Below are 24,774 nucleotides of genomic sequence, written 5' to 3' on the forward strand. Positions count from 1 at the left end.
GGCGGCTGCCGAGTTGGCGGCGAGCAGCTAGAACGGGCCGAGCAACGAGAAAGCGCAGCGGGCGTTGGGGGGGGATGGCAACACGTGTTCACACCGGTTCACCGGGGCCGATCAACGCGGCGATGATCGCGGTGCTGGCGGCAGCGGTGCTCCAGATCCTGACCCCGCTGCTGCCGCAACTCGGCCTCGGAGAGCCGATCGGCGCGCGATCCGATGCCGTGCGCACGCTGATCACGCCGGCTGGCTGGGCGTTCTCGATCTGGGGCGCGCTATATACGGGCGCGACATTGTTCGCGATCTATCAGGCGCTGCCCGCGCAGCGCGGCAATCCGCTGCTGCGCCAGATCCGCTGGCCGGCTGCGGGCGCGTTCCTGGGCAACGCCTTGTGGGCCGCCTATACCCAGATCTACGGCCTCAGCGTGGTATCGGTGGCGATCATTGCCGGCACACTCATATGCCTGCTGACCATCTACCGCATCGTATCGGACGCGCGTCTCTCCACCGGAGAGCGGTGGCTGGTCTATCTACCGCTCAGTGCGCTGGCGGCGTGGCTCACTGTCGCTACGATGGTGAATATCGCCGCTTCATTGCGTTACCACGGCGTGGAGGGCAGGGCGGCGGCGCCGCTGATCGGCGCGGCGATCATCGTGGTAGCGGGCGTGATCGCGGCCGCGGCCCTGGTGCGCGGGCGCGGCAACCCGCCTTATGCCGCCGTGTTCCTGTGGGCGCTGGCGGCGATTTATGCTGCTGGCGGCCGCGAAGCCGGCGTGATTGCGGCGGCGACAGCGGTTGCGGCGGTGCTGGTGGTAGGCGGTGCCGTCGCTGGCGCGCGGCGTGCTCAGCCTCTTCGGTAAAGTGGTTCGCGGCCGCTGCGGTCCGCTGTTTCGGATGGTGCCAGGTGACGCCCCGTCATGGCTGCCGACCCATGTCATCGCGCCGCTGCCGATGGCAATAATCCGCCGGCCTGCGTCAGTCGTCAGAGATTGAAGCGATAGCCATAGCCGAGGCCGAGCGTGAATTGCATGCGGCGGCCGCGTTCGCGCACCAGCGGCGAATCGGCGGCTTCATCGCCGAGCCGGTCGAGGCCGGTGAACAGCGTCAGTGCGCTTCGCCGATCGAGCGGGCGGATGACCGATCCGCCGACGCCAACGGACAATAAGCCCCCAGACGGCGCATAAGTGCGAAGCCCGGAGCGCTGCGACTGGACCGCGTCGATCCCGAAATAAGTGTCGAGATAGTTCCTGCTTGCCAGCGTGGCGCGTGGCCCGAAGTTCATGATCATACGGCCGGCGCGGGCCTGATAACTGATCGATGTATCGGCAACGATGCCGGTGTGCCCGCCAAAGCCCTGCCGAACCTCGACCCGGCCGCGCCACGACCCGAGCCGACGTTCAACAAAGCCGCCAACCTCGCCGGCGGCGCTGACGTCGCCCAATCCAAGCAGCGCATCGCTGCCGCCGGTGATGATGAAGGGCGATCCGCCCCGTTCCTCGTCCCGCCCGAAGCGGATCTTGGCCAATGGCCCCGCTTTCCAGCCGCCGCTGTTCACCGCATTCCAACCGAGCCCATCGGGGATCGAGGCGAAGATCACGTCCTTGTAGTTGAACCGCAGGTCCGGGAAGAGCGACAGCGCCATGTCGCGCGACGCTTGCCACACCGGGCTGAGAACGGGTGCCGCACCGATCGTCATGCTCCAGCCGTTGGCACCTGGCAGGGCGGCGCGGGCGGCGGGGGGAGCCGGCGGCGGGTTCTGCGTCTGGGCAAGGCAGGGCTGGGCCGCGGCTACCGCGGCGGCGATAACGATGGAGCGCATCTCACTTCCTCTTTTCGGCAGGCGGCGGCGCGTGACACGAGCCGCAACCGTCGTCACGCAGCCGTAATAATGTCGGGCCGGCGAAACGGAAGTGCCAGATGGACGAACGGGAACCGCGGCGTGCTTGCGACGCCTGCGCTGACGGTGCGTCGAGGCGCATCGTCATGAAGCGGTTGTGCGGGCTTTCGGGATAGCCGCCGAAGACCGGCCCGTCGGTGAAGCCCGCCGCTTCATACATCCGATTGGCCGCATCGAACATCGGCGCGGTGCCTGTCTCCAGGCTGACCCGGAGATAGCCCCGGGTGCGGGCGAGCGCGACAAGGTGCGCCAGGATCGCACGGCCGACACCGCGGCGCAGATGCGCGGGCGCGGTGCGCATCGATTTGATCTCGCCATGATCGGGCGACAATTGGCGCAGCGCGCCAATGCCGAGCAGCGTGTCACCTTCCCAGGCGCACCAGAAGCTGATGGCGGGATCGCGCAGCCCGGCGGCGCCCATGGCATGGGCATTGTCCTGCGGCGTGGTGGCGCGTGCCTCCGCCTGATGATGCGCGACGAGGGCGATCACTTGCGGATCGTCGAGACCGCCCTCGCGCATCTCCATCACAGATCCCCGATCATCTCGCTGAGCACTTCGAGGCACGAGACCCCCAGTTTCGCGGACCGCTCCGGCGACCAGGCGAACGCCGGGTCGGGGTTTGCATCGTGATCCTTGAACGGCATTTCCAGCGTGACGCTAACCGCGCCGAACCGCTCGGCCAGTTGGTTGGTCGACATGGAGAGATTAGCGCGGCCGGGCTGCGACTTTTCGTAGCCAAGCGCGGTCTGGAAATCGGGCGTATGCGCCGCCAGCCGCTGACCGAACTCGACGAACAGATTGCCGCGCCGCTCGGTCCAGGAGGGAACGCCTTCGAAGCCGGCGATGAAGTTTGCCGCGATTGCCTCGTCACCATGAACGTCCATGGCGAAGTTCACGCCGGTTTCGTCCATGGCATTGCGTACGCACAGCACTTCGGGGCTGCGCTCGGGCGTGGGCGCGTGCCATTCGCGATTGAGGTTCACGCCCGCGGCATTGGTGCGCAGGTGGCCGCGGCGCGTGCCGTCCGGGTTCATGTTCGGCACGACGTGGACCGTTGCGGCCTCCAGCAGGGGCGCAGCGGCCGCGCTCGTTAGCCAGTCGAGCGCGCCTTCCATCCACCATTCGGCCATCGATTCGCCGGGGTGCTGGCGCGCGTAGAGCCACACCGATTTGGGGCCGGTGCCGATGTCGAAACAGTCGATCGCCTGGCCGTCCAGCGAGGTGCCGAGCTCGCGATGGCGGACGCCGGGGCGGGCCGCGATGCGCGCGACCAGATCGGCGTGCTGCTCCATCGTATAAGGCGCGAAATAGGCGAACCAGACGATTTGCCCGTCAGAAGTGGCGGCGTCACCCGCTGCCGCACCGCCGGGCCAATCGAATTCGAGCACGCCATCGGCGTAGCGCGTGTCCACCGTATGCCACGCCTTGCGATCGGTGGACGCACGGGTGCGGTATCCCGGCCAGCCGAACGGATAGGCCGAGCCGCCCGCGTTGAGGATGCGGAAGGTCAGTCGCCGGCCCGCCGCACCAGCGACCCGGAAGTAGAACCATTGGTAGAAATCGGACTGGTGATCCTTGACGATCTCGAGATCGACGCGATCACCAGTGATTCCGATCAGGCGAATATTGCCGCTGTCGAAAGCGGCGTTGATGCTGAAGCTCATGGCACCTGGATAGTGCGGCCGCTCTCGCCGGGGAAGTCGGCGAAGAGTGCGCGCGCGAGCCGCGTGGCGACCGCCGCCGCGTCGGCATCGGAGGCGGTGATGTCCGTCAGCGATTGCGCCTGGCCTTCCCACACCGCGTCAGGCCCCTGGCGGATCCGCACGGACAGTTCCGTTACCACGCCTTCGCCGGCGCCCGAGCCGCCCACCGGTAGGCTGACGCCGCCGCCAAGGCCCACGCCGCCGCCGCGCCCGCCGCTGATGCCGCCGCCACCGAGCCCGATCGAAATGGGCGAGCGGCGCGGCGGCAGCGGCCGGGAGGCGCGGCTGAACGATACGGTGGCCAGGAACTGCGGCGTCGTGCCCGGTGCCGGATTGGTATAGCCGAGGCGCAGCAATTCGGTCTGCACGGCGGCGGCGTACGTCTTATACTCAAGGCTTGCGGTGCCGGAGCCGGTCAGCGGTTCAACGGCGACGGTGCCGCGATCGGTCATCGCGTTCAGATGGTAGCGCGTGGCCTGCACCGGGAAACGGGACGGCCCGGTGGCACAGCCGGCGAGGGCCGCCGCCATGCCGATGACGATCACAAAACGGCCCATGACACTTCTCCCAGCGTTCGTTACGGTGATTCAACGCTTGTCTCTGTTGGCGGCTCCGTCTTGACTTGCAAGAGGGCTGCCACTAGGCGCGCACCCTTTCCGATCACGCATAAACATAGAAGCGAATCCGCCATGAAGATCCGCAATAGCCTGAAGTCGCTCAAGGACCGCCACCGCGACAACCGCGTCATCCGCCGTCGCGGCCGGACCTATGTCATCAACAAGACGAACCGTCGCTTCAAGGCTCGCCAGGGCTGATTTGATGCGGCCGATTGCCGTTGTCTTCGACATCGGCAACGTCCTGTACGACTGGGACCCCAAGGTCCTCTACCGGCGCCTCATCAGCGATGATGAGGCGCTGGACGTATTCCTGCGCGATGTCTGCTCCAAGGAGTGGCATTTCCAGCATGACGCCGGCCGTCCCTTTGCGGAGACGTCGGCGGAGCTATCCGCGCGCTTTCCGCAGCATGCGGAGCTGATCGCCCAATGGGGTCCGCGATTCTCGGAACAGATCCCGGGGCCCGTTCCAGGCATGCCCGAGCTGGTCGCCGAGCTTGATGAAGCCGGCGTGCCGCTGTTCGCGATCACCAATTTCAGCGATGAATTCTTTGCGCCGTTCCGCACACAGGAAGCCGCGATGTTCGACCGCTTTCGCGACATCGTGGTGTCGGGTGCCGAGCGGCTGGTGAAGCCGGATGCTGCGATCTACCACCTGGCGCTCGGCCGGTTTGGGCTGGCGCCGCACGAGGCGCTGTTCGTCGACGATCGGCACGACAATGTCGCGGGCGCTAAGGCGGTCGGGATGCATGCCGTGCCCTTTACCGATGCCGCGAGCCTGCGCGCCGATCTGACCCGGTTCGGCCTGCTGGGCTGACCGGTCCCCGCCGCCGCTGCTGGGACGGCGAGGACGTAACTGTTCGCGGTCAGCCGTAACCCTTCAGTTCATCGCCGATGATGCCGACGACGTGGAGCACGTTGGTGGCACCCGGCGTACGGAAGGGGATGCCGGCCATGATGATCACCCGGTCGCCCGCCTTCGCCATGCCCTGGCGCAGCGCCATGCGCTTTGCCTTGGCGACCATTTCCTCGAACGAATCGACGTCGCGCGTGTGAACCGCATGGGTGCCCCACAGCAGCCCCAGCCGGCGTGCGGTCTCCATCTTTGGCGTGAGCACCAGGAGCGGAACAGACGGGCGTTCACGCGCGACCCGACGCGCGGTGGAGCCGGATGTGGTGTAGCAGATGATCGCCTTCGCCGAAATGGTGGCCGCGATGTTCTTGGCCGCCTCCGCCAGCGCGTCCGCGGTGGTCGGGTCGGGGCGCGTGACGGTGAAGCGGATCCGCTCGCCGTGCATCGGATCGCTTTCGACCGATTCGCCGATGGCGTTCATCATCGCCACCGATTCGGCCGGCCAGTCACCCGCGGCGCTTTCCGCCGACAGCATGATCGCATCCGCGCCGTCGTAGATGGCGGTAGCGACGTCGGACACCTCCGCGCGGGTGGGCGACGGGGACTTGATCATCGATTCGAGCATCTGCGTCGCGACCACCACCGGCCGTCCGAGCCGACGCGACGTTTCCACGATCCGCTTCTGTAGCGGCGGCACCGTTTGCGGTGGCAGCTCCACGCCTAGATCGCCGCGCGCGACCATCACGCCGTCGCACATCTCGACGATTTCTTCGAGCCGATCGATCGCGGCGGGCTTCTCGATCTTGGCGAGGAGCGCGGCCTTGCCGCCGATGAGCTTGCGCGCCTCGGCCAGATCCTCGGGCCGCTGCACGAAGGACAAGGCGATCCAATCGACGCCCGCGTCGACCGCAAAGGCGAGGTCCGATCGGTCCTTGTCGGTGAGCGCGGCCATCGGGACCACCACATCGGGCACGTTCAGGCCCTTGTTGTCGCTGAGCGGGCCGCCGACCTCGACGATGGTGACGATCTCGTCGGCGCTATGTTCGGCGACGCGCAGCACCAGCTTGCCATCGTCCAGCAGGAGCCGGGCGCCCGGCGCAATCGCCTGGAATATCTCGCGATGCGGCAACTCCACCCGGTTAGCATCGCCGGGCGTAGGGTCACGATCGAGGACGAATCGCGCGCCATGGGTGAGCTCCACCCGGCCGCCTGCGAAGCGGCCGACGCGTAGCTTGGGGCCCTGAAGATCCGCAAGAATCGTGGTTGGGCGGCCGTGGCTTTTCTCCAGCGCGCGGATCGCGTGGATGACGGGCAGCTTCGATTGCTGATCGCCGTGGCTCATGTTGATGCGAAAGGCGTCGGCGCCCGCTTCGAAGAGCTTGGCAATCATGGCGGGCGTGTTGCTCGCCGGACCCAAAGTTGCGAGCACGCGCACCTTGCGGCTGCGGGGGGTGATCGCTCGTGCCATGTAATCGGTTTCCTCGCTTTGCCTGCGCAGGCCTACCGCCTATCTCCCGGCGATCAACCTTGGAGACGATGATGGACCCGATCGACACGATCGATGACGCAACCGCGGCGGCCGCGTTCCGCCGGCTGGTACACCATTTGCGGCACCGCACCGACGCGCAGAACGTCGACCTGATGGGGCTGGCCGGTTTCTGCCGCAACTGCCTGTCCGACTGGGTGATGGAGGCGGGCGACCTGCCGAAGGAAGCGGCGCGCGAGGCGATCTACGGCATGCCGTACGCCGAATGGAAGGCGACGCATCAGGCGGAGGCGACGCCGGAGCAGTTGCAGCGGATGCATGAAAGCGTGGCCAAGAACGCCCATTGATGGCGGGGCGGGCGGTTCGCGGCTGTTTGCACGCCGCGGACGGCGCCTGCCGATTTCATCGCACACCGGCTTGTCGCGAATGCCGAACATCTTCTACTCACGCGGAAATATCAGCGGCGCTGCGATACGCAGCGCGACGATGGGGGTAGGCGATGAAGACGATTTTTCTGGCTGCGTTGATGGCTGCGGCAGCCACGCCTGCTCTCGCGCAGACTGCGCCCGCTGCCACGGCGGCACCGGCGGTCACCTACATCCATGCCGGCGCTTTGCTCGACCGGCCCGGCCAGGCGCCGCGCGGCAACAGCACGATCATCGTGCGCGACGGCAAGATCGCGGAGGTGCGTGACGGCTTCGTTCAGCCCGAGGCGGGCGCGAAGCTGGTAGCGCTGAACGACAAGTTCGTCCTGCCGGGCCTCATCGACCTGCACGTCCACCTGCTGGGCATCGGCGGCGATCCGATGCGTGCGCGCCTGACGGCGCTCAATACCGAGCGGGCGGATGATCTGCTGTACGGCGCCGGCAATGCCAAGGCGACGCTGCATGCGGGCTTCACCACCGTGCGCGACCTGGGCGGTGAGCCGCGCGGTATCCGCGCGCTGCGCGATGCGGTGGAGCGCGGTGATGTCATGGGCCCGACGATCGTCAACGCGGGAACCGCGATCTCCGTGACGGGCGGCCATGGCGACCCGCTGAACGGCCTTGCCGAGCCCTATGCCCATGCGGTGGCGCAGACGGTGGACAATACGTGCGACGGGCCGGCGGACTGCGTGCGCGCGACGCGGCGGCAGGTCGGCCTCGGCGCGCAGGTGATCAAGATCACGGCCACGGGCGGCGTGCTTTCCAACGTGTCGGGCGGCCTGGGCCGCGCCTTCACGCCGGAGGAGATGAAGGCGATTGTCGACACGGCACATGGCCTCGGCCGAAAGGTGGCCGCGCACAGTCATGCCGCGGAGGGCACCAAGGCGGCACTGACTGCGGGTGTCGACACGATTGAGCACGGCAGCTTCATCGACGACGAAACCATTGCGATGTTCAAGAAGACGGGCGCTTATCTGGTGCCGACCGAGATTGCGCCGGTCGCTGCCGTCGCGCAGGCGCGGGCGGGCGTGCTGCCGCCGGCGGTGCTGCCCAAGGCAGAGGCCGCTGCCGCCGCGATGCAGGAAAGCCACCGGCGCGCGTACAAGGCGGGCGTGAAGTTCGCCTTTGGCACCGACAGCGGCGTTTCCAAACATGGCGAGAATGGCCAGGAGTTTGCGTTGCTCGTGGACAAAGTGGGCATGACACCTGGCGATGCGATCCGCTCCGCCACCGTCACCGCCGCCGAAGTGCTGGGTCAGGGCAATGTCATCGGCACGATCGAGCCGGGCAAGACGGCGGACATCATCGCGGTCGATGCCTCGCCGCTCGGCGACGTGCGCCAACTCGAGCGCGTGCGCTTCGTGATGCACAAGGGCGCGGTCGCCAAGCCGCTCGCCGATTAAGATTTGATCGCCACGGCGCGTTCCCATAGGAGCCGCCGCCGTAACCGACTTTCCGGCAACCGCACCGCCGCTTCCCGCGTGATTCGCGCGGAGCCGGCGGTGCTTCACATTTGGGGTTTTGAAGATGGCAGAAGAACGCGGCGAGGGCATGGGCGGCGGTCAGGTGGCGGCCGAGGAGCTGCGCCTGCTGATCGAGCGTGCCGAGCGGCTCGAAGAAGAGAAAAAGGGCATCGCGGACGACATCAAGGACGTGTTCGCCGAAGCCAAGAGCCGCGGATATGATCCCAAGGCGATCCGGAAGATCATGTCGATCCGCAAGAAGAAGCGCGAAGAATATCAGGAAGAGGAAGCGATCCTCGAGACCTATATGCAAGCGCTAGGGATGCTCTGAGCGCCTACTAGAGTCCAATCCTGAACCGCCAACGTCATGCCGGCCTTGTGCCGGCATCCACGGAGCAGCGGACACACCGGCGTAGAGCGTGGAGCACGGTGGTCGCCGGGACAAGCCCGGCGTGACGACGGCGAAAGATCGCGGCGCCTTCCACTCGTCGCCCCGGATTTGATCCGGAATTTTGCTCCTTTTGGGCTTCCAACGCGGCGGGCCCCGCGCTCAAGGCCGGGTTGGCAGGTTCGGCGAGCCGTTACGCCGCCTCCGCCGCGGCCGTCGTCCAGCCGAGCCGTGCGATGGTGATCGAGCGCTTGCCCGACAGGTCCGTGCGCGTGACGATCAGATCGCGGCTTTCGATATACGTCATCAGGCGGCGGACTCTTCCCAGCGACGACGTGCCGTATGTTTCGGCGAGCGCGGCGTCGCTGGGGCAGGGGGCGCCCTCCTTCGCGGCCTTGGCGACCAGCAGGAAGGGGCCGACCATCTCGTCTGGCAGTGCGCCGGCCAGCGCGATCGCCTCGGCCCACTTGGGATCGGCGGTATCGAAGATGCCGGCGCGCGCCGACGACAGGCGGCGGGTGAAATCGCTCAGCTCGATGCCGGAGCGCGACAGGCCTTGCATGCGGCAGCGGACCTGGAAATCCTGGAACAAGACCGACGCCGGGCGGCCGGAGGACTCGGGATCCTCCACGATCGCACGCAGCACGTCGGCGACGATCGTACCGACTTCCTCGTCCGACCGCTCCGGCTCGGGCGGCAGCGGCGCGGGTCGGGCCATTTCGGAGATCAGCTCGTCCGCCGGCACGCGGCGTGGGCGCGCTTCGAACGTCATCGGCAGCTGCGGCGCTGCCTCTGGCTCGGGTGCGGCGAAGATCAGTTCCTGAAGGTCCGCGGGTGGCGCTGACGGTAGCGGGGTGAGCTTGGGGCTGCCGCTGCGGGCGCTGGTGTCGACCGCGCCGATCTTCACCGTCAACGGGCGGCGGCAGACCGCCGGGCCGAGCGCCAAGAAAGTGCCGCGCGGCAGATCGCGAATCGCCTCCGCCTGCCGGCGCTCCATGCCGAGCAGATCGGCGGCGCGCGCCATGTCGATGTCGAGAAAGGTGCGGCCCATCAGAAAGTTCGACGCTTCGGCCGCGACGTTCTTGGCAAGCTTCGCCAGCCGCTGGGTCGCAATGACGCCGGCAAGGCCGCGCTTGCGGCCGCGGCACATGAGGTTCGTCATCGCGGATAGCGAGGCGCGGCGGACGTCTTCCGCAACCTCGCCGCCGGTAGTCGGGGCGAAAAGCTGCGCCTCGTCGACTACGACGAGCGCAGGATACCAATGTTCGCGCGGGGCATCGAACATCGCCGAGAGGAAGGTGGCGGCGCAGCGCATCTGGCCCTCCGCTTCTAGCCCCTCGAGGCTGAGCACCACGGAGGCGCGGTGTTCACGCAGGCGGCCGGCGATTCGCGCGATCTCGCGCTCCGAATAGTCGGTCGCCTCAATCACTACATGGCCATAGGCCGGGCCGAGGGTGACGAAATCGCCCTCGGGATCGATCACCACTTGCTGCACCTGGCCGGCCGACCGCTCCAGCAGGCGGCGCAGCAGGTGCGATTTTCCCGAGCCCGAATTGCCCTGCACGAGCAATCGGGTGGCCAGCAATTCCTCAAGGTCGATCAGGACCGGCGCGCCCGAGGCATCGGCGCCCATGTCCACGGCTATCGTCATGGGCGGGCGTTTGCCGCATGCGCGGGAGTCGGCGCAAGGCTTGATGAAGCCCCCCGCGCCAGCTTATGGCGCATGCCCATGGCAGGTCATTCCAAATTCAAGAACATCATGCACCGCAAGGGTGCTCAGGATAAGAAGCGCTCGGGCATGTTCTCGAAGCTGAGTCGCGAAATCACGGTCGCGGCGAAGATGGGGCTTCCCGATCCCGACATGAACCCGCGCCTGCGCGCCGCGGTAAACGCCGCCAAGGCGCAGTCGATGCCCAAGGACAACATCCAGCGCGCGATCGACAAGGCGAGCCGCGGCGACGCGGAAAATTACGAAGAGATCCGTTACGAAGGTTTCGGCCCGGGCGGCGTCAGCCTGATCATCGAGGCGCTGAGCGACAACCGCAACCGTACCGCCACCAACGTGCGCACCGCGGTGAGCAAGAACGGCGGCAACCTTGGCGCGTCGGGCTCCGTGAGCCACGGCTTCGACCGGCTGGGCCTTATCAACTATCCCGCAAGCGTCGGCGACAGCGAAAAGGTGTTCGAAGCAGCGCTGGAAGCGGGCGCGGAGGACGTGACCTCGAGCGAGGACGGTCACGAGATCTGGACCGCGCAGGCGGATCTTCATGAAGTCGCCAAGGCGCTGGAGCCGGTGCTGGGCGAAGCAGAGAGCGCAAAGCTCGCCTGGCGCCCGCAGACGATGGTGTCGGTGGACGAAGGCGACGCCGCGACGCTGTTCAAGCTGATCGACGCGCTGGACGATGACGACGACGTCCAGCAGGTGTGGGGCAATTACGAAGTGTCCGACGAGGTGATGGCGAAGCTGGGCTGATGGCCCTGCAATGATCATCCTTGGGCTTGACCCGGGCCTCGGCACCACCGGTTGGGGCGTGATCGCGGCGGAGGGGAACCGCCTGCGGCACGTCGCCAACGGGCAGATCCGCACCGACCCGTCGATGCCGCTGCCGCGCCGTCTTTCGAACCTCTATGCCGCGCTGATTGACGTAATCCGCACCGAGCGACCGGACGGCGCCGCGGTAGAAGAGGTGCTGGGCAACACCAATGCCCAGTCGACGCTGAAGCTGGGGCAGGCGCGCGGCGTGGTGCTGCTGGCAGCGGCGGGCGCCGGGCTCAACATCGGCGAATATCATCCTTCCACCGTGAAGAAGGCGGTGGTCGGGACCGGCGGCGCGGAGAAGCGGCAGATCCAGGCCATGATGGGCGTGCTGCTGCCGGGCGCGAAGCTTGCGGGGCCGGATGCGGCGGACGCGCTGGCGGTCGCGATCTGCCATGCGCACCATCAGGCGAGCGCGGCGGGCATGATGCGGCGCGTGCAGGGGTGATCCGAGGTGCCGGGCTTGTTCCGGCATTCGCGCGTGATGCGCACGGGCAATCCGGACGTTTGCTGCCGCCCGCCGCGAACTGCAGGTGCTTTGACCGATCGGATCACAAAGGTTCAGATCGCGCCTCGCTCGAACCCTGAGCTGTACGCAGGGCAGAGCGTATGTGAGGCCCTCGATCCCTACCTGAGGTCGGATCGGCAAGCCATGGTTGGCCGCCGCGGTGCGACCGGCTAGGTGTTCCCGCATGACGGACGGCAGCCGATGATCGCATATCTCAAGGGCATCCTTGCCAGCACCACGGCGGATCACGCCGTGATCGAGGTGGGCGGGGTCGGCTATCTCGTTGGTGCGTCCTCCCGCACGCTGGCGGCGCTGGGGCCCGTTGGCGAAGCGGTGATGGTGCATACCGAGATGCTGGTGGGCGAGGATTTCCAGCGGCTGGTGGGCTTTGCCAGCGCCGACGAGCGCGACTGGTTTCGCCTGCTGACCGGCGTTCAAGGCGTGGGCGCGCGGGTGGCGCTCGCCATCCTTTCGGCGTTGGAGCCGGCCGAGCTCAACCGAGCCGTCGCGGCGCAGGACAAGGCGATGGTGGCGCGCGCCAACGGTGTCGGGCCGAAGCTCGCGGAGCGGATCGTGCGCGAGCTGAAGGACAAGGCCGGCGGGATCACGCTCGGCCCGGCAGCAGCAGCACAGGTGGCGCCGGTGGGGGCGAGTGCCGATGCGGTATCGGCGCTGCTTAACCTCGGCTTTCGGCCGGCCGAAGCGGGTTCGGCGGTGGCGGCGGCGGAGGACGAACTGGGAACCAGTGCGACGCTGGACGCGCTGGTCCGGCTGGCGCTGCGCAAGGCGGCCAAATGAGCAGCCGCACGATCGCGGTCTACAGCCTGAAGGGCGGCGTGGGCAAAACGACGCTGGCGGTGAACCTGGCGTGGGCAGCGGCGACCTTGTCCTCGCGGCGTACCTTGCTGTGGGATCTTGACGGGCAAGCGGCTTCGACCTGGATCCTCGGGCACGATCCCCAGGGGCTTGAGGCCGGAGCAGTGATCCGCCGCGAAGTGAGCGTGCGCCGGCTGGTGCGCAGCACCGCAATCGAGCGGCTCGACCTGTTGCCTGCGGACGCCTCGCTGCGGGACCTCGACATCGCCTTTCACGCGCTGGACAAGAAGAACCGTCTGGCCAAGCTCGTTGACGAATTGGCGCGCGATTACGACCGCATCGTGATCGATTGCCCCCCGGGGCTGACCGATACGTCCGACCAGATCATGCGTGCGGCGGACCTGGTCGTCGTGCCGGTGATACCATCCGCTTTGTCGCGCCGCGCGCTGGATACGATCGCGGCGCATGTCGCGCGCAAGAAGGGGCCGAAGGTGACGCTGGCGCCGGTCTTCTCGATGGCTGACCGCCGCCGGGCAGTGCACCGCGAGGCACTGGCGCAGCATCCCGATTGGCCCGTTATTCCGATGGCGAGCGCCTTTGAGGCGATGACGGAGCGCCGCGCCCCGCTGGGGGCCTTTGCGTCGCGTCAGGCGCCGGGCGTCGACGCGGTGGCGGCGCTGTGGCAGCGGATCGAGGGGGCGCTCGCCGGCATGAATAACGGCGGCGATGGACCGGGGCGGGCTTAAGGCCATAGGCGGCGGCAGCGCGCGGGGCTAATGGCATGGCAGCAATGACCGACACCGATCGCCTTATCACCCCGGCCCGCCGCGCCGAGGACGCCGACGCCGCGCTGCGCCCCAAGCGGCTGGACGAATTCGTCGGCCAGGCCGCGGCCCGAGATAATCTGCGCGTGTTCATCGAGGCGGCGCGATCACGCGGCGACGCGCTGGACCATGTGCTGTTCTTCGGCCCGCCGGGGCTGGGCAAGACGACGCTGGCACAGATCGTGGCGCGCGAGATGGGCGTAGGCTTTCGGGCAACCTCCGGCCCGGTGATCGCCAAGTCGGGCGATCTCGCCGCGCTCCTCACCAATCTCGAGGACGGCGACGTGCTGTTCATTGACGAGATCCACCGGCTTCAGCCAGCGGTGGAGGAAGTGTTGTACCCCGCGATGGAGGACCGCGCGCTCGACCTGATGATCGGCGAGGGGCCATCGGCGCGCAGCGTACGGATCGACCTGCCGCGTTTTACCCTGGTGGGGGCGACGACGCGGCAGGGACTGCTGACGACACCGCTGCGCGATCGGTTCGGCATCCCGGTTCGGCTGCAATTCTATACGGTGGAGGAGCTGACGCGCGTGGTGACGCGGGCAGCGTCGCTGCTCGACCTGGATATTGCGCAGGACGGGGCGGCGGAGATCGCGCGTCGCGCCCGCGGCACGCCGCGGATTGCCGGACGGCTGCTGCGCCGAGTGCGCGACTTCGCGAATGTCGCGGGCGCGACGGTGGTGGATGCCACTGCCGCCGATCGTGCGCTCAACCGGCTGGAAGTGGATAACCTCGGGCTCGACGCGATGGACCGCCGATACCTGACGATGATCGCGGACATTTATCGCGGCGGGCCGGTCGGGGTAGAGACGCTGGCCGCCGGGCTTTCCGAGCCGCGGGACACGATCGAGGAAGTGATCGAGCCCTATCTGATCCAGCTCGGCCTCGTCGCCCGGACCGCGCGTGGTCGCGTGCTGAATGCCGGCGGGTGGAAGCATCTGGGGCTCAACCCGCCCGCCGGCAGCCAGGATGGATTGTTCGACTGATCGCTACAGAATGACGCGGGCGGCGATGTCGTCCGGCAGCGCGGCGTAGAACAGCAAGGTCAGATCCGACTGGCCATCGCCATCCACATCGAACTGGAATTGCTCTGCCGACCCGGTCGCCCGGTTGATGAACAACTCTCCCGCCTGGCCGGTGAAGGCATCGACGATCCGGAAAGCCTGGTCGCCCTGCACATTGGCATCAGCGTCGATCCCCGACACATCGATCCGGTCTGCACCGAGCCCGAAGTCCATGATCCAGTCGCCGGTGCCGACCGCGTCAAAGACGAAAAGGTCGGCGCCTGCGCCACCTTCCAGCGTATCGAAGCCGCCGTGGCCAATCAGGATATCGTCCCCGTCGCGACCGCGGAGGTAATTGCCATCCGCAGTGTCGTTGCCGATCAGCACGTCGTTATGAGCAGAGCCGAAGAGGAACTCGAAATCCCAGATCGTGTCGACCCCCGCGCCGCCGGTGTCCTGCGGGGTGCCGGTGCGTGAAAGGTCAACCCGCACTCCACCCGCCGCGTGAGCATAATCCAGCGTATCGGTGCCTGCGCCGCCACGCAGGCGATCATCGCCGGCGCCGCCTTCGATGATATCGTCGCCCGATCCGCCGATCAGAAGATCATTGAAAGCGGACCCGCGCAGCCCGCTGATCTGCTCAAAGGTATCGATTCCGGCGCCGAGCGTGTCCTGCGGGCCTTGGACCGCGAGGCTGACGCGAACCCACCGTGTCGCATGCTCGTAACTTGCGATTGCGGCGCCGTACGTGCCCGTGAGGAGATCGTTGCCCATGCCACCCTCCAGCTCGCCCCGGCCCGTTAGGTGATTGTTGCCTGCATTGCCGCGGACGATCCATGCCGATGGTGCGAATGCGTCGATATCTGCCCTGCCGCTTAGCTCGATCCGGCCGGCGGCTTGACGCGTGTCGCCCTCCAAATAGCTGACGCTGGTGACGATGCTGTCGGCCTCTTCGGCATCCATGATGCGATCATCGGTATTATCGATGATAAACGTGTCGGCGCCCTGGCCGCCGTAATAAGTGTCGGCGCCGCGGCCGCCGTCTAGCACGTCGTCGCCGCCAAGCCCGTAGAGCGTGTCATTGCCAGCTGTCGGCCCTCGGCCGTAGCGATCCGTCAGGCCTGGCGCGATCCGGTCGTCGCCATCGGTGCCGACGAGGTTGCCCTTAAGCAATTCCGATATCGTGAAATCACGCGTGCCAAACCGCACCGTCTCGACGCCGCGAAGGAAGAATTCCTCGTCATGGGAGCCGTAGTCACGGTAAAGCACGGTGCTCCCGTCGGCGGCGACAAAGACCTGGTAGCTGGACCGCGGGCCGAGCACCTGCACGACATCGTCGCCCTCACCGCCGTCCACGTCCTTGAAGCCGGAATACCCCTTCGTCCGCAGATCGATCAGGTCGTTGCCGGCGCCGCCGAGCAGCACATCGCGCCCCGCGCCGGCGACCAGCCGGTCGTTGCCATCGCCGCCCTGCAAACGATCGGAGAAATCGCTTCCGAATATCTGATCGTCTCCTGCGCCTCCGGTCAGGCGATAGGGGCCGCCGACGATCACGTCGCTACCTGAGGTGCCCTCGCTGCGCGGGCTCTTCAGCCCGCGACCGTCGATGATGTCGTTGCCGTCACCGCCGTCCACATGATCGCCCACGGACGTGCCCTTGCCAAGCCCGCTTAGCCGTATAACATCGTCGAAGGCGGTGCCGAGGATCGTGCCGAAGAGCTCAAAGCCTGCAATCCGACCGGCGCCGATGCGCGTGGACCCGCCCGTCGCCTGACTGGCGAAGTTGAGCGTCACGGCCTGAGTTGCCGCGGTCAGGTCAAGGAACAGCATATCGACGCCATCTCCACCAAGGAGAATGTCGTTGTATCCGCCGCCGATGATGTCGTTGCCGGTATCGCCATCGATGCGATCCTGATCCAGCTCCGCATCGAACCGCGAGGGGAGGATGGCACCAAAGAAATCAATCAACGCCAGTCCGCTGGTGAGGATGTCGTTCCCTGCTCCCCCAAGTATCTGATCAGCGCCGAGCCCGCCGAACAGCCGATCGTTGCCGTCCTGCCCGCTGATAACATCGGCATCATCGGTGCCCGAATAATAATCGGCACCCGAGGTGCCCGCATACGTCGCCATGTTCTTGATGCCCCCTGACGCGTTGTCGCGTCGCTGAAATATCGCCCGCCGTCAAGCGGATGACCCGATTCCACCAGCAAGAACCAGCGGAACGTGGGGGCGTGAAGGCCTTGGCAGCTGCAAGCATTTTTGCTGAAGCCGCTCGCGACGGACCCGGCAGCGGAGGCCGGCGTTCTACTGCCACCAACAAGAGGAAGACGATGACGCATACGCCGCCTGTGCCGCCCGCAAATACCTCGCCCTATCCTGTTCAGGAGCCGCCGCATGCGCCGAGCCCGGCCACGCCGCCGCAGAAGAAGGCTGCGGAGGAATGGGCCGAGCCCAAGACGCGCGGATGGTCGCTTGGCCGGATCGTCGGGGCCGCGGCCGGCGTTGGCGCGATCGCCATCGGTGTGGCGGCGGTGCTGTTCCCGCGCGAAGACACGCCCGAGCCCAAGAAAAAGAAGCGCAAGAGCTGATTTCGCTGCGGTGCCGCGCAGCAAATGTTGCGTGGCACCCAGCCAGTCGTCCTGCTAGCCACTCCTTATGCTTTCCGCTGCCGCCTCCGCCCGCGAAATCCTGGTCAACCTTCACGATGTCATGGCGGCCCGCTCCAACGCGCAAGCCAAGCTGAATCAGGTCGTGGAGATCATTGGTGAGGCGCTGAACAGCGAAGTTTGCTCGATTTATCTGTTGCGCGAGGGCGTGCTGGAGCTGTTTGCGACGCGCGGCCTGTCCGCCGACGCGGTTCACGTCACCAAGCTGGCGATGGGCGAGGGGCTGGTCGGGACGATCGCCGAGAACGGCGAAGTGCTGAACCTCGACGAAGCGGCCAGTCACCCGGATTTCGCCTACAAGCCGGAAACGGGGGAGGACCGCTTCCATAGTTTTGCCGGCGTGCCGATCATTCGACGCGAGCGCTCCGTTGGCGTGTTGGCAGTGCAGCATGCCGATCCGCGCCGCTATGCCGACATCGAGATCGAGGCGTTGCAGACCGTGGCGATGGTGCTGAGCGAGCTGATTGCCAATGCCGGGCTGATCGACCCTGCGGGCCCCAAGAACCGGCCGCAGCAACCTACCGCGAGCATCCGGCTGACCGGGCAGAAGCTGGTGGAGGGAATGGGCGCCGGTGCCGCCGTGTTTCACCAGCCGCGCATCCATATCGAGCATACTGTGGCCGAAGATACGGAGGCGGAGCGCCACCGGGTCTACGGTGCATTCGACAAGATGCGCGAGCAGATCGACCGCATGACGCGCGAGGCAGAGTTCGGCGTGGGCGGCGAGCATGAGGAGGTGCTCGAGACCTACAAGATGTTCGCCTATGACGAGGGCTGGTCGCGCCGCATCAATGAGGCGATCGACAGCGGGCTGACGGCTGAAGCTGCCATCGAGCGCGTGCAGCAGCGCACCCGGCAGCGTATGCGGCAGATCGACGACCCGTTGCTGGCCGACCGGATGCACGATCTGGAGGATCTGTCCAACCGGCTGCTGCGCATCGTGTCGGGCCAGATGGGCACGGCCGCGCAGATGGGCCTGCGCCAGGACACGATTCTGATTGCGCGCAACCTGGGCCCGGCAGAGCTGCTGGAATATGACCGGCGGCGGCTGAAGGGCGTGATCCTGGAGGAGGGATCGCTGACCGCGCATGTCACGATCGTGGCGCGCGCAATGGGCGTGCCAGTGCTTGGCCGCGTGCGCGACGTGCGCCGCCAGGTGGTGGAAGGGGACATGCTGCTGCTGGACGTGGGCGAGGGATCGGTGGTGGTGCGCCCGTCGAGCCCGATGGAAGAGGCGTTCGACGCCAAGCTGGCGCTGCGGCAGAAACGGCGGGCGGCTTATGCCCGGCTGCGCGACGTCGCTCCCGTCACCAAGGACGGACACCGTGTAACCGTGATGGTCAACGCGGGTTTGCGCGATGACGTAGGTGCGTTGGATGTGACCGGCGCCGACGGCATCGGGCTGTTCCGCACCGAGTTCCAGTTCCTGGTGTCCGCCACGCTGCCACAGCGTGAGCGTCAGCAGCGGCTGTATCGCGAAGTGCTGGACGTGGCAGGAGACCGGCCGGTGATCTTCCGCACCGTCGACATCGGGGGCGACAAGGCGCTGCCGTATCTTGCGCAGCAGGACGGCGACGAGGAAAACCCCGCAATGGGCTGGCGCGCGCTTCGACTGGCGCTGGAACGCAATGGGTTGATGAAGGCGCAGGCGCGCGCCTTGCTGGACGCGGCGGCCGGCCGCACGCTGAACGTGATGTTCCCGATGGTCAGCGAGGCGTGGGAGTTCGCCGAGGCGCGGGCGCTGTTCGAGCAGCAGCGCGTGTGGCTGGCATCGCGCAACCGGCGCATGCCGATCGAGATCCGCTATGGCGCCATGCTGGAGGTGCCGAGCCTCGCCTACCAGTTGGATCTGCTGCTGCCGCAGGTCGATTTCCTGTCGATCGGCACCAATGACCTGACGCAGTTCCTGTTTGCTGCCGACCGGGCGAACCCAAAGCTGGCGGAGCGTTACGATTGGCTCTCCGCCTCGATCCTGCGTTTCATTGCGAGTGTGGTGGAGCCAGCGCGGGCGGCGGGCGTACCGGTCGCGGTGTGCGGCGAAATGGGCGGGCGGCCGCTCGAGGCGCTGGCGCTGATCGGGATTGGCATTGACCGCCTGTCGATCACGCCCGCGGCCGTCGGCCCGATCAAGGCAATGGTGCGATCGATGGATTATCAGGCTGTTGCGGCTGAGATGCGCCGGCTTTTGGCAGACCCTCCGCGCGATATGCGCGGCGCGTTGAGCGCCTGGGCGCAGGCGCAGGGCGTGGAATTGGGCTGAAGCGGCGAAACGGTCGGTGAACCGAGGGTCACCGCCGACCAAAAGCGGTGTGGCTCGATTGACACAGGTGGCAGGCTCTGTGAGACGTGCAGCCGAGGCTGGACGGGGTCGGTCTGCCCGAAGCGGAGAAGCGAATGACTGAGGCCGAGCGCGGCGACAACGCGACGCTCTTCCCGCAACCTGTTGGCGAGAGGCTACGCGCGGCGCGTGAGCGACAGGGGATGTCGCTGGCCGAGGTCGGCGCTCGCACCCGCGTGCCGCTGCGCCATTTGGAGGCGATCGAAGCGTCCAATTACGGCGCTCTGCCGTCACCGACTTACGCTGTGGGCTTCGTGCGTGCTTATGCACGCGCGCTGGGCGAGGACGAGGTAACGCTGGCCCGCGAAGTGCGCACCGAAGCGCACAATGCGCCGCGGGTGACTCCCAAGTATCAACCCTATGAGGTGGCGGATCCCACGCGCGTGCCAAGCCGCGGGCTGGTGATCGCGGCTGCCGGACTTGCGCTGGCGATTGCCGTGCTGGCCGTGCTGTGGATGGGCAGCAGCCTGTTTCGCGGCGACGGGACGCCGGCGCCGGCTACGCCTTCGGTCGCGGTGGCGGTTCCGGCGGCGCAACCAACGGCGGCGCCCGCTGCGGCCCCGCAAGTGACGCTGACGGCCACCGACGAAGTGTGGCTGCGGGTCTATGACGCGGCGGACAAGACGCTTTACCTTGGCACGATGAAGGCGGGCGAGCGCTTTGACGTGCCGGCGAGCGCGGACAATCCGATGATCAACGTCGGCCGCCCGGATAAGCTTCAGGTGACGCTGAACGGGTCGGTACTGCCGCCGCTGGCAGATGGCAGGCGCCCGATCAAGAATGTGCGCGTAAGTGCGGATGCGCTGAGCGCGCGGGCGGGTGGCCAAGCAGCGCCCGCTGCTGCTCCGACGGCGGCGCCGACCGGGGCGCCGACCGCGTCATCATCCGTGCCGCCTGCATTCGCTGGAGAATCACCGGCTCCGTCGCGCTGAACCGACACCCTTAAGGCTGGCGACAGGCGCGAAGGTGTAGCTATAGCGTGGTTGTTAACCCAATGCCGGGGGCTGTTGGTCGATGCGTAGGTTCCTCATTGCCGTGATTCTCGCCGGGGCGGCTACTCCGGCTATTGCACAGTCCGGTCTCGAGGGCCGCGTCGGCAAGCTGGAGAGCGAGATGCGCGCGGTGCAGCGCAAGGTCTTTCCGGGCGGCGCAGGCGCTTACATCGAACCGCAGGTGAGGGCCGCGCAGCCGGCGCCCGAAGAGATTGGCGCGCCCGCATCCAGCGCCGTTTATGACCTGACGCAGCGCGTTTCTTCGCTGGAATCGCAGATCGCCTCGATGACGGGGCAGATCGAGCAGACGCAATATCGGATGCGCCAGCTGGAAGATCAGTTCGCCGCTTATAAGAAGGCGACCGACGCCCGGCTGAGCAGCGGCGCTGCCGCTCCGTTCGCCAGCGACGGTGCAAGCGACAGCGGTCCGGTCGTTCCGCCGCCGCCACGCGCCGGCGCGGCTGCTCCTATCAAAACACCGCCTGCGACAGGTGCCGCGAGCGGCGGCCGCGCGGCGCAGGTGGCAGCGATCGCCAAGCCGGCGTCCGGCCAGGCCGACGAGGATGAATATCTCTACGGCTATCGTTTGTGGGCGGCCAAGCTGTATCCGGAGGCGGCCGAGCAGCTGAAGAAGGTGGTGGCGACCTACCCGCGCTCGCGCCGGGCGAGCTTCGCCCAAAACTTGCTGGGGCGCTCCTATCTTGACGATGGTAAGCCCAGCCTCGCCTCCATTGCATTCTACGACAATTACAAGAAGATGCCGGACGGCGAGCGCGCGCCCGAGAGCCTTTACTATCTTGGCCAGTCGCTGATGAAGCTGAACAAGCCGGCGGACGCCTGCAAGGTTTATGGCGAATTGCTCGAGGTTTACGGCGACAAGGTCGGCCAGGGCATGAAGGACGACGTGGCCCGGGCGCGCACCTCCGCCAAGTGCAAATAAGCGTGTGCCAGAAGCGGCTGACTTAGCGCGATTTCAGCGCGATCTGATCGCGCTGACGCAGGAGGCGCCGACGCGCGCGCGGCCGCTGGCGGTGGCGGTGTCCGGCGGGCCGGACAGCATGGCGCTGCTGGTGCTTGCGGCGTCGGCCTTTCCCGACGCGGCCGTGGCGGCCACGGTGGATCACGGGCTGCGCGATGCTTCGGCAGAGGAGGCGCGCATGGTCGCGCGCGAGGCTGAGCAGCTCAACCTTCCGCACGTGATCCTGAACGTTGCAGGGCCGATCGCCGGCGCAAGCCTCCAGGCGCGCGCGCGCGACGCTCGCTATGTCCTGCTTGCGGGATGGGCGGAGGAGGCCCGCGCTCTGGCGATTGCCACTGCGCACCACGCCGACGATCAGGCGGAGACGTTTCTGATGCGCGCCTCGCGCGGCTCGGGCGTGTCAGGCCTCGCATCGATCCGGTCGGTGACGGTGATTGGCGGCGCAACAGTGGTGCGCCCGTTGCTTGGGTGGCGCCGAGCGGCATTGCGGGCGATCGTACGCCGCGCGGGGCTTCCGTTTGTGGACGATCCCGCCAACAGCGATCCGCGCTACGATCGGACCCGGTTCCGCCAGCTCCTTGACCGCAACGAATGGCTTGACCCGCCGGCGCTCGCGCGAACGGCCGCCGCTGTGGCGGAGGCGGAGCGCGACCTGGGCGAGATGGCGCTGCTGATGTGGCGCGAACGGGTGGAAATCACCAGCGATGCCGTTGTGCTCAATCCCGCCGGCCTGCCGCGTGACACGCTGCGGCGCCTCGTGCGGCGGGCGATCGCCACCGTTCGGGCGGCGCACGATATTACGACACCTGTATTCGACGAATCGGCCAATATCGAGGCGATGCTCGACAGCTTGCTGGCAGGGCGACGGGCAACACATGGCGGCGTCCTTGCGGGTACGCGGCGTGGGCGCTGGCAGTTCCGGGTGGCGCCGTCGCGCCGATCAGTCTGAGCGACGAAATTCGGCCTCCGTTCCGTTGCCATTAACCTCAGGCAGCCTACATTACGGCTGTTGAAAGGTAACGCATGAACGACAACGACAAGCAGCCTGGCGATAGTGGTGGCAATGGCCCCAATCCTTGGATGAAGAGCCTTCTTATCTGGGTTGGTATCCTCCTGTCGCTGGCCGTCGTCGTGACGATGTTCGACGGCCGCAGCGGCACCGCTACGGGCAACGCGATCGCCTATTCCGCCTTCCTCGACAAGGTGGACGAGGGCACGGTGAAGGACGTGACGATCTCGCGCGAGCAGATCACCGGCACGCTTTCCAGCGGCGAGAAGTTCCGCACCGATCCCGTTTCCGATCCGCAGCTGACCGATCGTCTGCGCAAGGCGGGCGTTGAGATTTCGGGCAAGCGCGAGGAAGGCCCGTCGGTCTGGCAGTATATGCTGGTCCAGGCGCTGCCGTTCCTGCTGTTCCTCGGCATCGCGTTCTTCGTGGTGCGCCAGATGCAGAAGGGTGGCGGCGCGGGCGGCGCGATGGGCTTCGGCAAAAGCCGCGCGAAGATGCTGACGCAGAAGGAAGGCAAGGTCACCTTTGCCGACGTGGCGGGCATCGACGAGGCGCGCGAGGAGCTGGAGGAAATCGTCGAGTTCCTGAAGGACCCGTCGAAGTTCGCTCGCCTGGGCGGCAAAATCCCGAAGGGCGCGCTGCTGGTCGGCTCGCCGGGCACCGGTAAGACGCTGCTTGCCCGCGCGATCGCGGGTGAGGCGGGCGTGCCGTTCTTCACCATTTCCGGCTCGGACTTCGTTGAGATGTTCGTGGGCGTCGGCGCCAGCCGCGTGCGCGACATGTTCGAACAGGCCAAGAAGAGCGCGCCGTGCATCGTCTTCATCGACGAGATCGACGCGGTCGGCCGCCATCGCGGCGCGGGCCTAGGCAACGGCAATGACGAGCGCGAGCAGACGCTGAACCAGCTGCTGGTCGAGATGGATGGCTTCGAGGCCAACGAGGGCATCATCATCATCGCGGCGACCAACCGCCCCGACGTCCTCGACCCCGCGCTGCTGCGTCCGGGTCGCTTCGACCGCCAGGTCGTCGTGCCGCGCCCCGACATCGAGGGCCGCGTGAAGATCCTTGAAGTGCACATGAAGAAGGTGCCGCTGGCGCCGGACGTCGACAGCCGCACCATCGCGCGCGGCACGCCGGGCTTCTCCGGCGCGGATCTCGCCAACCTCGTCAACGAGGCGGCGCTGACGGCGGCACGCAAGGGCAAGCGCTTAGTCGCCATGGCCGAGTTCGAAGAGGCCAAGGACAAGGTCATGATGGGTGCCGAGCGGCGCTCCATGGTGATGACCGAGGACGAGAAGCGCATGACCGCCTATCACGAGGCGGGCCACGCGATCGTCGCGCTGCACGAGCCGGCGTCCGACCCGATCCACAAGGCGACGATCATCCCGCGCGGCCGCGCGCTGGGCATGGTGATGCGCCTGCCGGAGCGCGACAGCTACAGCTACCATCGCGACAAGATGTACGCGAACCTGGCGGTGGCGATGGGCGGCCGTGTCGCCGAGGAGATTATCTTCGGCTACGACAAGGTCTCTTCGGGTGCGAGCGGTGATATCCAATATGCTACGGGCCTGGCGCGCGACATGGTCACCAAGTGGGGCATGTCCGACAAAGTCGGCCCGGTCGATTATGCGCAGCCCGAGGGTGAGAGCTTCCTTGGCTATTCCTCCTCGCAGCCGACGCACATGTCGAACGAAACGGCGCAGCTGATCGATCATGAGATCAAGTCGATCGTCGAGGGCGGCCTGAGCCGTGCAAAGACGGTGCTGACTGAGCACAGCGATCAGCTCCACCTGCTGGCCGAAGCGCTGCTCGAATATGAAACGCTGTCGGGTGACGAGATCAAGAAGCTGATCGCGGGCGAAGGCATTGGCCGCACCGACCAGCCGAAGCGTTCGTCGATCCCGAGCGTGGGCACGTCCATTCCGAAGACGCGCCGTCCACAGGGCCCGTTCGGGAATCCGTCGCCTGCCGGGGCCTGAACCCCGGCGCGGCGCGGCGCCGTGACGGGGTCGCGGAGAGTCCGATTGTTACCTGACAAATGCCGGGCAACGCCCGGCATTTGTTTTTGACGCCGGGCTCCTGAGCACCAGCACCCGATCCCGCTCGATCTTGTGGCATGCACCGTTGTTGTGGCGCCTTGATCGCCAGCTTTTCTCAAGGTCATCCTTGAACATGGCCGCGCCGGGCGGCTGACTAGTGGGCCGCGTTCGATCTCCCTAGCGAGTTGGATCGCGTTATCCGCGGGGGCTGTTCACAGGTGAAACATCCGAGGAAC

The 24,774-nt window shown here is 66.9% G+C and carries 24 protein-coding genes; 17 read left to right on the plus strand and 7 right to left on the minus strand.

The features are described from left to right. The first annotated feature begins 74 nt into the window (after nucleotides 1-74). Nucleotides 75-854, plus strand: a complete 780-nt coding sequence (locus tag SPMU_RS00760; protein ID WP_088330977.1) for a hypothetical protein — start codon at nucleotides 75-77, stop codon at nucleotides 852-854. Between the two features lie 122 nt (nucleotides 855-976). Here SPMU_RS00760 and SPMU_RS00765 read toward each other — a convergent pair whose 3' ends face one another. Genes SPMU_RS00765 through SPMU_RS00780 form a run of 4 tightly spaced genes read right to left on the minus strand, consistent with a single transcriptional unit; the run spans nucleotide 977 to nucleotide 4,152 of the window. Continuing rightward, the gene (locus SPMU_RS00765; RefSeq protein WP_088330979.1) at nucleotides 977-1,813 is read right to left on the minus strand and encodes a MipA/OmpV family protein; all 837 of its coding nucleotides are present in this window, start codon (nucleotides 1,811-1,813) and stop codon (nucleotides 977-979) included. 1 nt (nucleotide 1,814) lies between these two features. After that, nucleotides 1,815-2,417: a GNAT family N-acetyltransferase gene (locus SPMU_RS00770; protein WP_211275683.1), complete on the minus strand. Its 603-nt coding sequence runs from the start codon at nucleotides 2,415-2,417 to the stop codon at nucleotides 1,815-1,817. Then, a complete protein-coding gene (locus SPMU_RS00775) occupies nucleotides 2,417-3,556 on the minus strand; it encodes a M14 family metallopeptidase (protein ID WP_088330983.1) in 1,140 nt (379 codons plus the stop codon). Before SPMU_RS00775 ends, SPMU_RS00770 begins: the two co-directional genes overlap by 1 nt. Further along, entirely contained in the window at nucleotides 3,553-4,152 is a 600-nt protein-coding gene (locus tag SPMU_RS00780; protein WP_088330985.1) for a DUF4136 domain-containing protein, read from the minus strand. The genes SPMU_RS00775 and SPMU_RS00780 overlap by 4 nt, the downstream gene beginning before the upstream one ends. A gap of 132 nt (nucleotides 4,153-4,284) precedes the next feature. Between SPMU_RS00780 and ykgO the strand changes: the two genes are divergently transcribed. After that, complete coding sequence (ykgO, locus tag SPMU_RS00785; protein WP_003046794.1) at nucleotides 4,285-4,410, plus strand: type B 50S ribosomal protein L36; 126 nt, start codon at nucleotides 4,285-4,287, stop codon at nucleotides 4,408-4,410. Between the two features lie 4 nt (nucleotides 4,411-4,414). Beyond that, a complete protein-coding gene (locus SPMU_RS00790; RefSeq protein ID WP_088330987.1) occupies nucleotides 4,415-5,026 on the plus strand; it encodes an HAD family hydrolase in 612 nt (203 codons plus the stop codon). Between the two features lie 49 nt (nucleotides 5,027-5,075). Here the strand turns inward: SPMU_RS00790 and pyk are convergent, their stop codons facing one another. Then, the gene (gene pyk / locus SPMU_RS00795; RefSeq protein WP_088330989.1) at nucleotides 5,076-6,530 is read right to left on the minus strand and encodes a pyruvate kinase; all 1,455 of its coding nucleotides are present in this window, start codon (nucleotides 6,528-6,530) and stop codon (nucleotides 5,076-5,078) included. A gap of 71 nt (nucleotides 6,531-6,601) precedes the next feature. Here pyk and SPMU_RS00800 point away from each other — a divergent pair, with 71 nt between their 5' ends. From SPMU_RS00800 to SPMU_RS00810, 3 genes are all read left to right on the plus strand, one after another. Beyond that, nucleotides 6,602-6,895 (plus strand): DUF1244 domain-containing protein, encoded by a 294-nt coding sequence (locus SPMU_RS00800; RefSeq protein WP_088333071.1) that lies wholly within the window; start codon nucleotides 6,602-6,604, stop codon nucleotides 6,893-6,895. Nucleotides 6,896-7,047: 152 nt separating this feature from the next. Next, nucleotides 7,048-8,376, plus strand: coding sequence for a metal-dependent hydrolase family protein (locus tag SPMU_RS00805; RefSeq protein WP_088331000.1), 1,329 nt, complete (start codon nucleotides 7,048-7,050; stop codon nucleotides 8,374-8,376). Nucleotides 8,377-8,524: 148 nt separating this feature from the next. Then, the gene (locus SPMU_RS00810; protein WP_211275728.1) at nucleotides 8,525-8,767 is read left to right on the plus strand and encodes a DUF2312 domain-containing protein; all 243 of its coding nucleotides are present in this window, start codon (nucleotides 8,525-8,527) and stop codon (nucleotides 8,765-8,767) included. A gap of 250 nt (nucleotides 8,768-9,017) precedes the next feature. On the opposite strand, the gene SPMU_RS00815 is transcribed toward SPMU_RS00810, so the two are convergent. Beyond that, the gene (locus tag SPMU_RS00815) at nucleotides 9,018-10,475 is read right to left on the minus strand and encodes a helicase HerA domain-containing protein (RefSeq protein WP_088331002.1); all 1,458 of its coding nucleotides are present in this window, start codon (nucleotides 10,473-10,475) and stop codon (nucleotides 9,018-9,020) included. 78 nt (nucleotides 10,476-10,553) lie between these two features. Between SPMU_RS00815 and SPMU_RS00820 the strand changes: the two genes are divergently transcribed. The 5 genes from SPMU_RS00820 (at nucleotide 10,554) to ruvB (ending at nucleotide 14,497) form a co-directional block, all read left to right on the plus strand. Then, nucleotides 10,554-11,297, plus strand: coding sequence for a YebC/PmpR family DNA-binding transcriptional regulator (locus tag SPMU_RS00820; RefSeq protein WP_088331004.1), 744 nt, complete (start codon nucleotides 10,554-10,556; stop codon nucleotides 11,295-11,297). A 10-nt stretch (nucleotides 11,298-11,307) separates the two neighbouring features. Further along, nucleotides 11,308-11,808, plus strand: a complete 501-nt coding sequence (gene ruvC / locus SPMU_RS00825; protein WP_088331006.1) for a crossover junction endodeoxyribonuclease RuvC — start codon at nucleotides 11,308-11,310, stop codon at nucleotides 11,806-11,808. 261 nt (nucleotides 11,809-12,069) lie between these two features. Further along, entirely contained in the window at nucleotides 12,070-12,666 is a 597-nt protein-coding gene (gene ruvA / locus SPMU_RS00830) for a Holliday junction branch migration protein RuvA (RefSeq protein WP_088331007.1), read from the plus strand. Then, nucleotides 12,663-13,430 (plus strand): ParA family protein, encoded by a 768-nt coding sequence (locus SPMU_RS00835; protein WP_088331009.1) that lies wholly within the window; start codon nucleotides 12,663-12,665, stop codon nucleotides 13,428-13,430. The genes ruvA and SPMU_RS00835 overlap by 4 nt, the downstream gene beginning before the upstream one ends. 44 nt (nucleotides 13,431-13,474) lie before the next feature. After that, on the plus strand, nucleotides 13,475-14,497 hold the full coding sequence (ruvB, locus tag SPMU_RS00840; protein ID WP_088331012.1) for a Holliday junction branch migration DNA helicase RuvB: 1,023 nt from the start codon (nucleotides 13,475-13,477) through the stop codon (nucleotides 14,495-14,497). Between the two features lie 3 nt (nucleotides 14,498-14,500). Here the strand turns inward: ruvB and SPMU_RS17120 are convergent, their stop codons facing one another. Then, complete coding sequence (locus tag SPMU_RS17120) at nucleotides 14,501-16,645, minus strand: calcium-binding protein (protein ID WP_088331014.1); 2,145 nt, start codon at nucleotides 16,643-16,645, stop codon at nucleotides 14,501-14,503. 200 nt (nucleotides 16,646-16,845) lie between these two features. Here SPMU_RS17120 and SPMU_RS00850 point away from each other — a divergent pair, with 200 nt between their 5' ends. The 6 genes from SPMU_RS00850 to ftsH all read left to right on the plus strand — a co-directional run bounded on the left by SPMU_RS00850 (nucleotide 16,846) and on the right by ftsH (nucleotide 24,478). Further along, complete coding sequence (locus SPMU_RS00850; RefSeq protein WP_088331016.1) at nucleotides 16,846-17,103, plus strand: hypothetical protein; 258 nt, start codon at nucleotides 16,846-16,848, stop codon at nucleotides 17,101-17,103. Nucleotides 17,104-17,170: 67 nt separating this feature from the next. Next, nucleotides 17,171-19,441 carry a phosphoenolpyruvate--protein phosphotransferase gene (gene ptsP / locus SPMU_RS00855; RefSeq protein WP_088331018.1) on the plus strand — a complete coding sequence of 757 codons (2,271 nt, stop codon included), beginning with the start codon at nucleotides 17,171-17,173 and terminating at the stop codon, nucleotides 19,439-19,441. 134 nt (nucleotides 19,442-19,575) lie between these two features. Beyond that, a complete protein-coding gene (locus tag SPMU_RS00860; RefSeq protein WP_088333073.1) occupies nucleotides 19,576-20,451 on the plus strand; it encodes a helix-turn-helix domain-containing protein in 876 nt (291 codons plus the stop codon). A gap of 82 nt (nucleotides 20,452-20,533) precedes the next feature. After that, nucleotides 20,534-21,451 (plus strand): tetratricopeptide repeat protein, encoded by a 918-nt coding sequence (locus SPMU_RS00865; RefSeq protein ID WP_088331020.1) that lies wholly within the window; start codon nucleotides 20,534-20,536, stop codon nucleotides 21,449-21,451. 4 nt (nucleotides 21,452-21,455) lie between these two features. Beyond that, a complete protein-coding gene (tilS, locus tag SPMU_RS00870) occupies nucleotides 21,456-22,439 on the plus strand; it encodes a tRNA lysidine(34) synthetase TilS (protein ID WP_088331021.1) in 984 nt (327 codons plus the stop codon). A 74-nt stretch (nucleotides 22,440-22,513) separates the two neighbouring features. Next, nucleotides 22,514-24,478, plus strand: a complete 1,965-nt coding sequence (gene ftsH / locus SPMU_RS00875) for an ATP-dependent zinc metalloprotease FtsH (RefSeq protein WP_088331024.1) — start codon at nucleotides 22,514-22,516, stop codon at nucleotides 24,476-24,478. The last annotated feature ends 296 nt before the right edge of the window (nucleotides 24,479-24,774 follow it).

This window comes from Sphingomonas mucosissima, assembly GCF_002197665.1.
GTDB lineage: Bacteria > Pseudomonadota > Alphaproteobacteria > Sphingomonadales > Sphingomonadaceae > Sphingomonas > Sphingomonas mucosissima.

Bases quoted from the DNA above. Each gene is read 5' to 3' on its own strand.
- SPMU_RS00760 (WP_088330977.1), top strand. From the start codon at position 75: ATGGCAACACGTGTTCACACCGGTTCACCGGGGCCGATCAACGCGGCG.
- SPMU_RS00850 (WP_088331016.1), top strand. From the start codon at position 16,846: ATGACGCATACGCCGCCTGTGCCGCCCGCAAATACCTCGCCCTATCCT.
- ptsP (WP_088331018.1), top strand. From the start codon at position 17,171: ATGCTTTCCGCTGCCGCCTCCGCCCGCGAAATCCTGGTCAACCTTCAC.
- SPMU_RS17120 (WP_088331014.1), bottom strand. From the start codon at position 16,645: ATGGCGACGTATGCGGGCACCTCGGGTGCCGATTATTATTCGGGCACC.
- SPMU_RS00790 (WP_088330987.1), top strand. From the start codon at position 4,415: ATGCGGCCGATTGCCGTTGTCTTCGACATCGGCAACGTCCTGTACGAC.
- SPMU_RS00860 (WP_088333073.1), top strand. From the start codon at position 19,576: ATGACTGAGGCCGAGCGCGGCGACAACGCGACGCTCTTCCCGCAACCT.
- SPMU_RS00815 (WP_088331002.1), bottom strand. From the start codon at position 10,475: ATGACGATAGCCGTGGACATGGGCGCCGATGCCTCGGGCGCGCCGGTC.
- ruvC (WP_088331006.1), top strand. From the start codon at position 11,308: ATGATCATCCTTGGGCTTGACCCGGGCCTCGGCACCACCGGTTGGGGC.
- SPMU_RS00765 (WP_088330979.1), bottom strand. From the start codon at position 1,813: ATGCGCTCCATCGTTATCGCCGCCGCGGTAGCCGCGGCCCAGCCCTGC.
- ruvB (WP_088331012.1), top strand. From the start codon at position 13,475: ATGACCGACACCGATCGCCTTATCACCCCGGCCCGCCGCGCCGAGGAC.
- SPMU_RS00865 (WP_088331020.1), top strand. From the start codon at position 20,534: ATGCGTAGGTTCCTCATTGCCGTGATTCTCGCCGGGGCGGCTACTCCG.
- SPMU_RS00775 (WP_088330983.1), bottom strand. From the start codon at position 3,556: ATGAGCTTCAGCATCAACGCCGCTTTCGACAGCGGCAATATTCGCCTG.
- ykgO (WP_003046794.1), top strand. From the start codon at position 4,285: ATGAAGATCCGCAATAGCCTGAAGTCGCTCAAGGACCGCCACCGCGAC.
- SPMU_RS00770 (WP_211275683.1), bottom strand. From the start codon at position 2,417: ATGGAGATGCGCGAGGGCGGTCTCGACGATCCGCAAGTGATCGCCCTC.
- SPMU_RS00820 (WP_088331004.1), top strand. From the start codon at position 10,554: ATGGCAGGTCATTCCAAATTCAAGAACATCATGCACCGCAAGGGTGCT.
- ftsH (WP_088331024.1), top strand. From the start codon at position 22,514: ATGAACGACAACGACAAGCAGCCTGGCGATAGTGGTGGCAATGGCCCC.
- pyk (WP_088330989.1), bottom strand. From the start codon at position 6,530: ATGGCACGAGCGATCACCCCCCGCAGCCGCAAGGTGCGCGTGCTCGCA.
- SPMU_RS00805 (WP_088331000.1), top strand. From the start codon at position 7,048: ATGAAGACGATTTTTCTGGCTGCGTTGATGGCTGCGGCAGCCACGCCT.
- ruvA (WP_088331007.1), top strand. From the start codon at position 12,070: ATGATCGCATATCTCAAGGGCATCCTTGCCAGCACCACGGCGGATCAC.
- SPMU_RS00780 (WP_088330985.1), bottom strand. From the start codon at position 4,152: ATGGGCCGTTTTGTGATCGTCATCGGCATGGCGGCGGCCCTCGCCGGC.
- SPMU_RS00800 (WP_088333071.1), top strand. From the start codon at position 6,602: ATGGACCCGATCGACACGATCGATGACGCAACCGCGGCGGCCGCGTTC.
- SPMU_RS00810 (WP_211275728.1), top strand. From the start codon at position 8,525: ATGGGCGGCGGTCAGGTGGCGGCCGAGGAGCTGCGCCTGCTGATCGAG.
- SPMU_RS00835 (WP_088331009.1), top strand. From the start codon at position 12,663: ATGAGCAGCCGCACGATCGCGGTCTACAGCCTGAAGGGCGGCGTGGGC.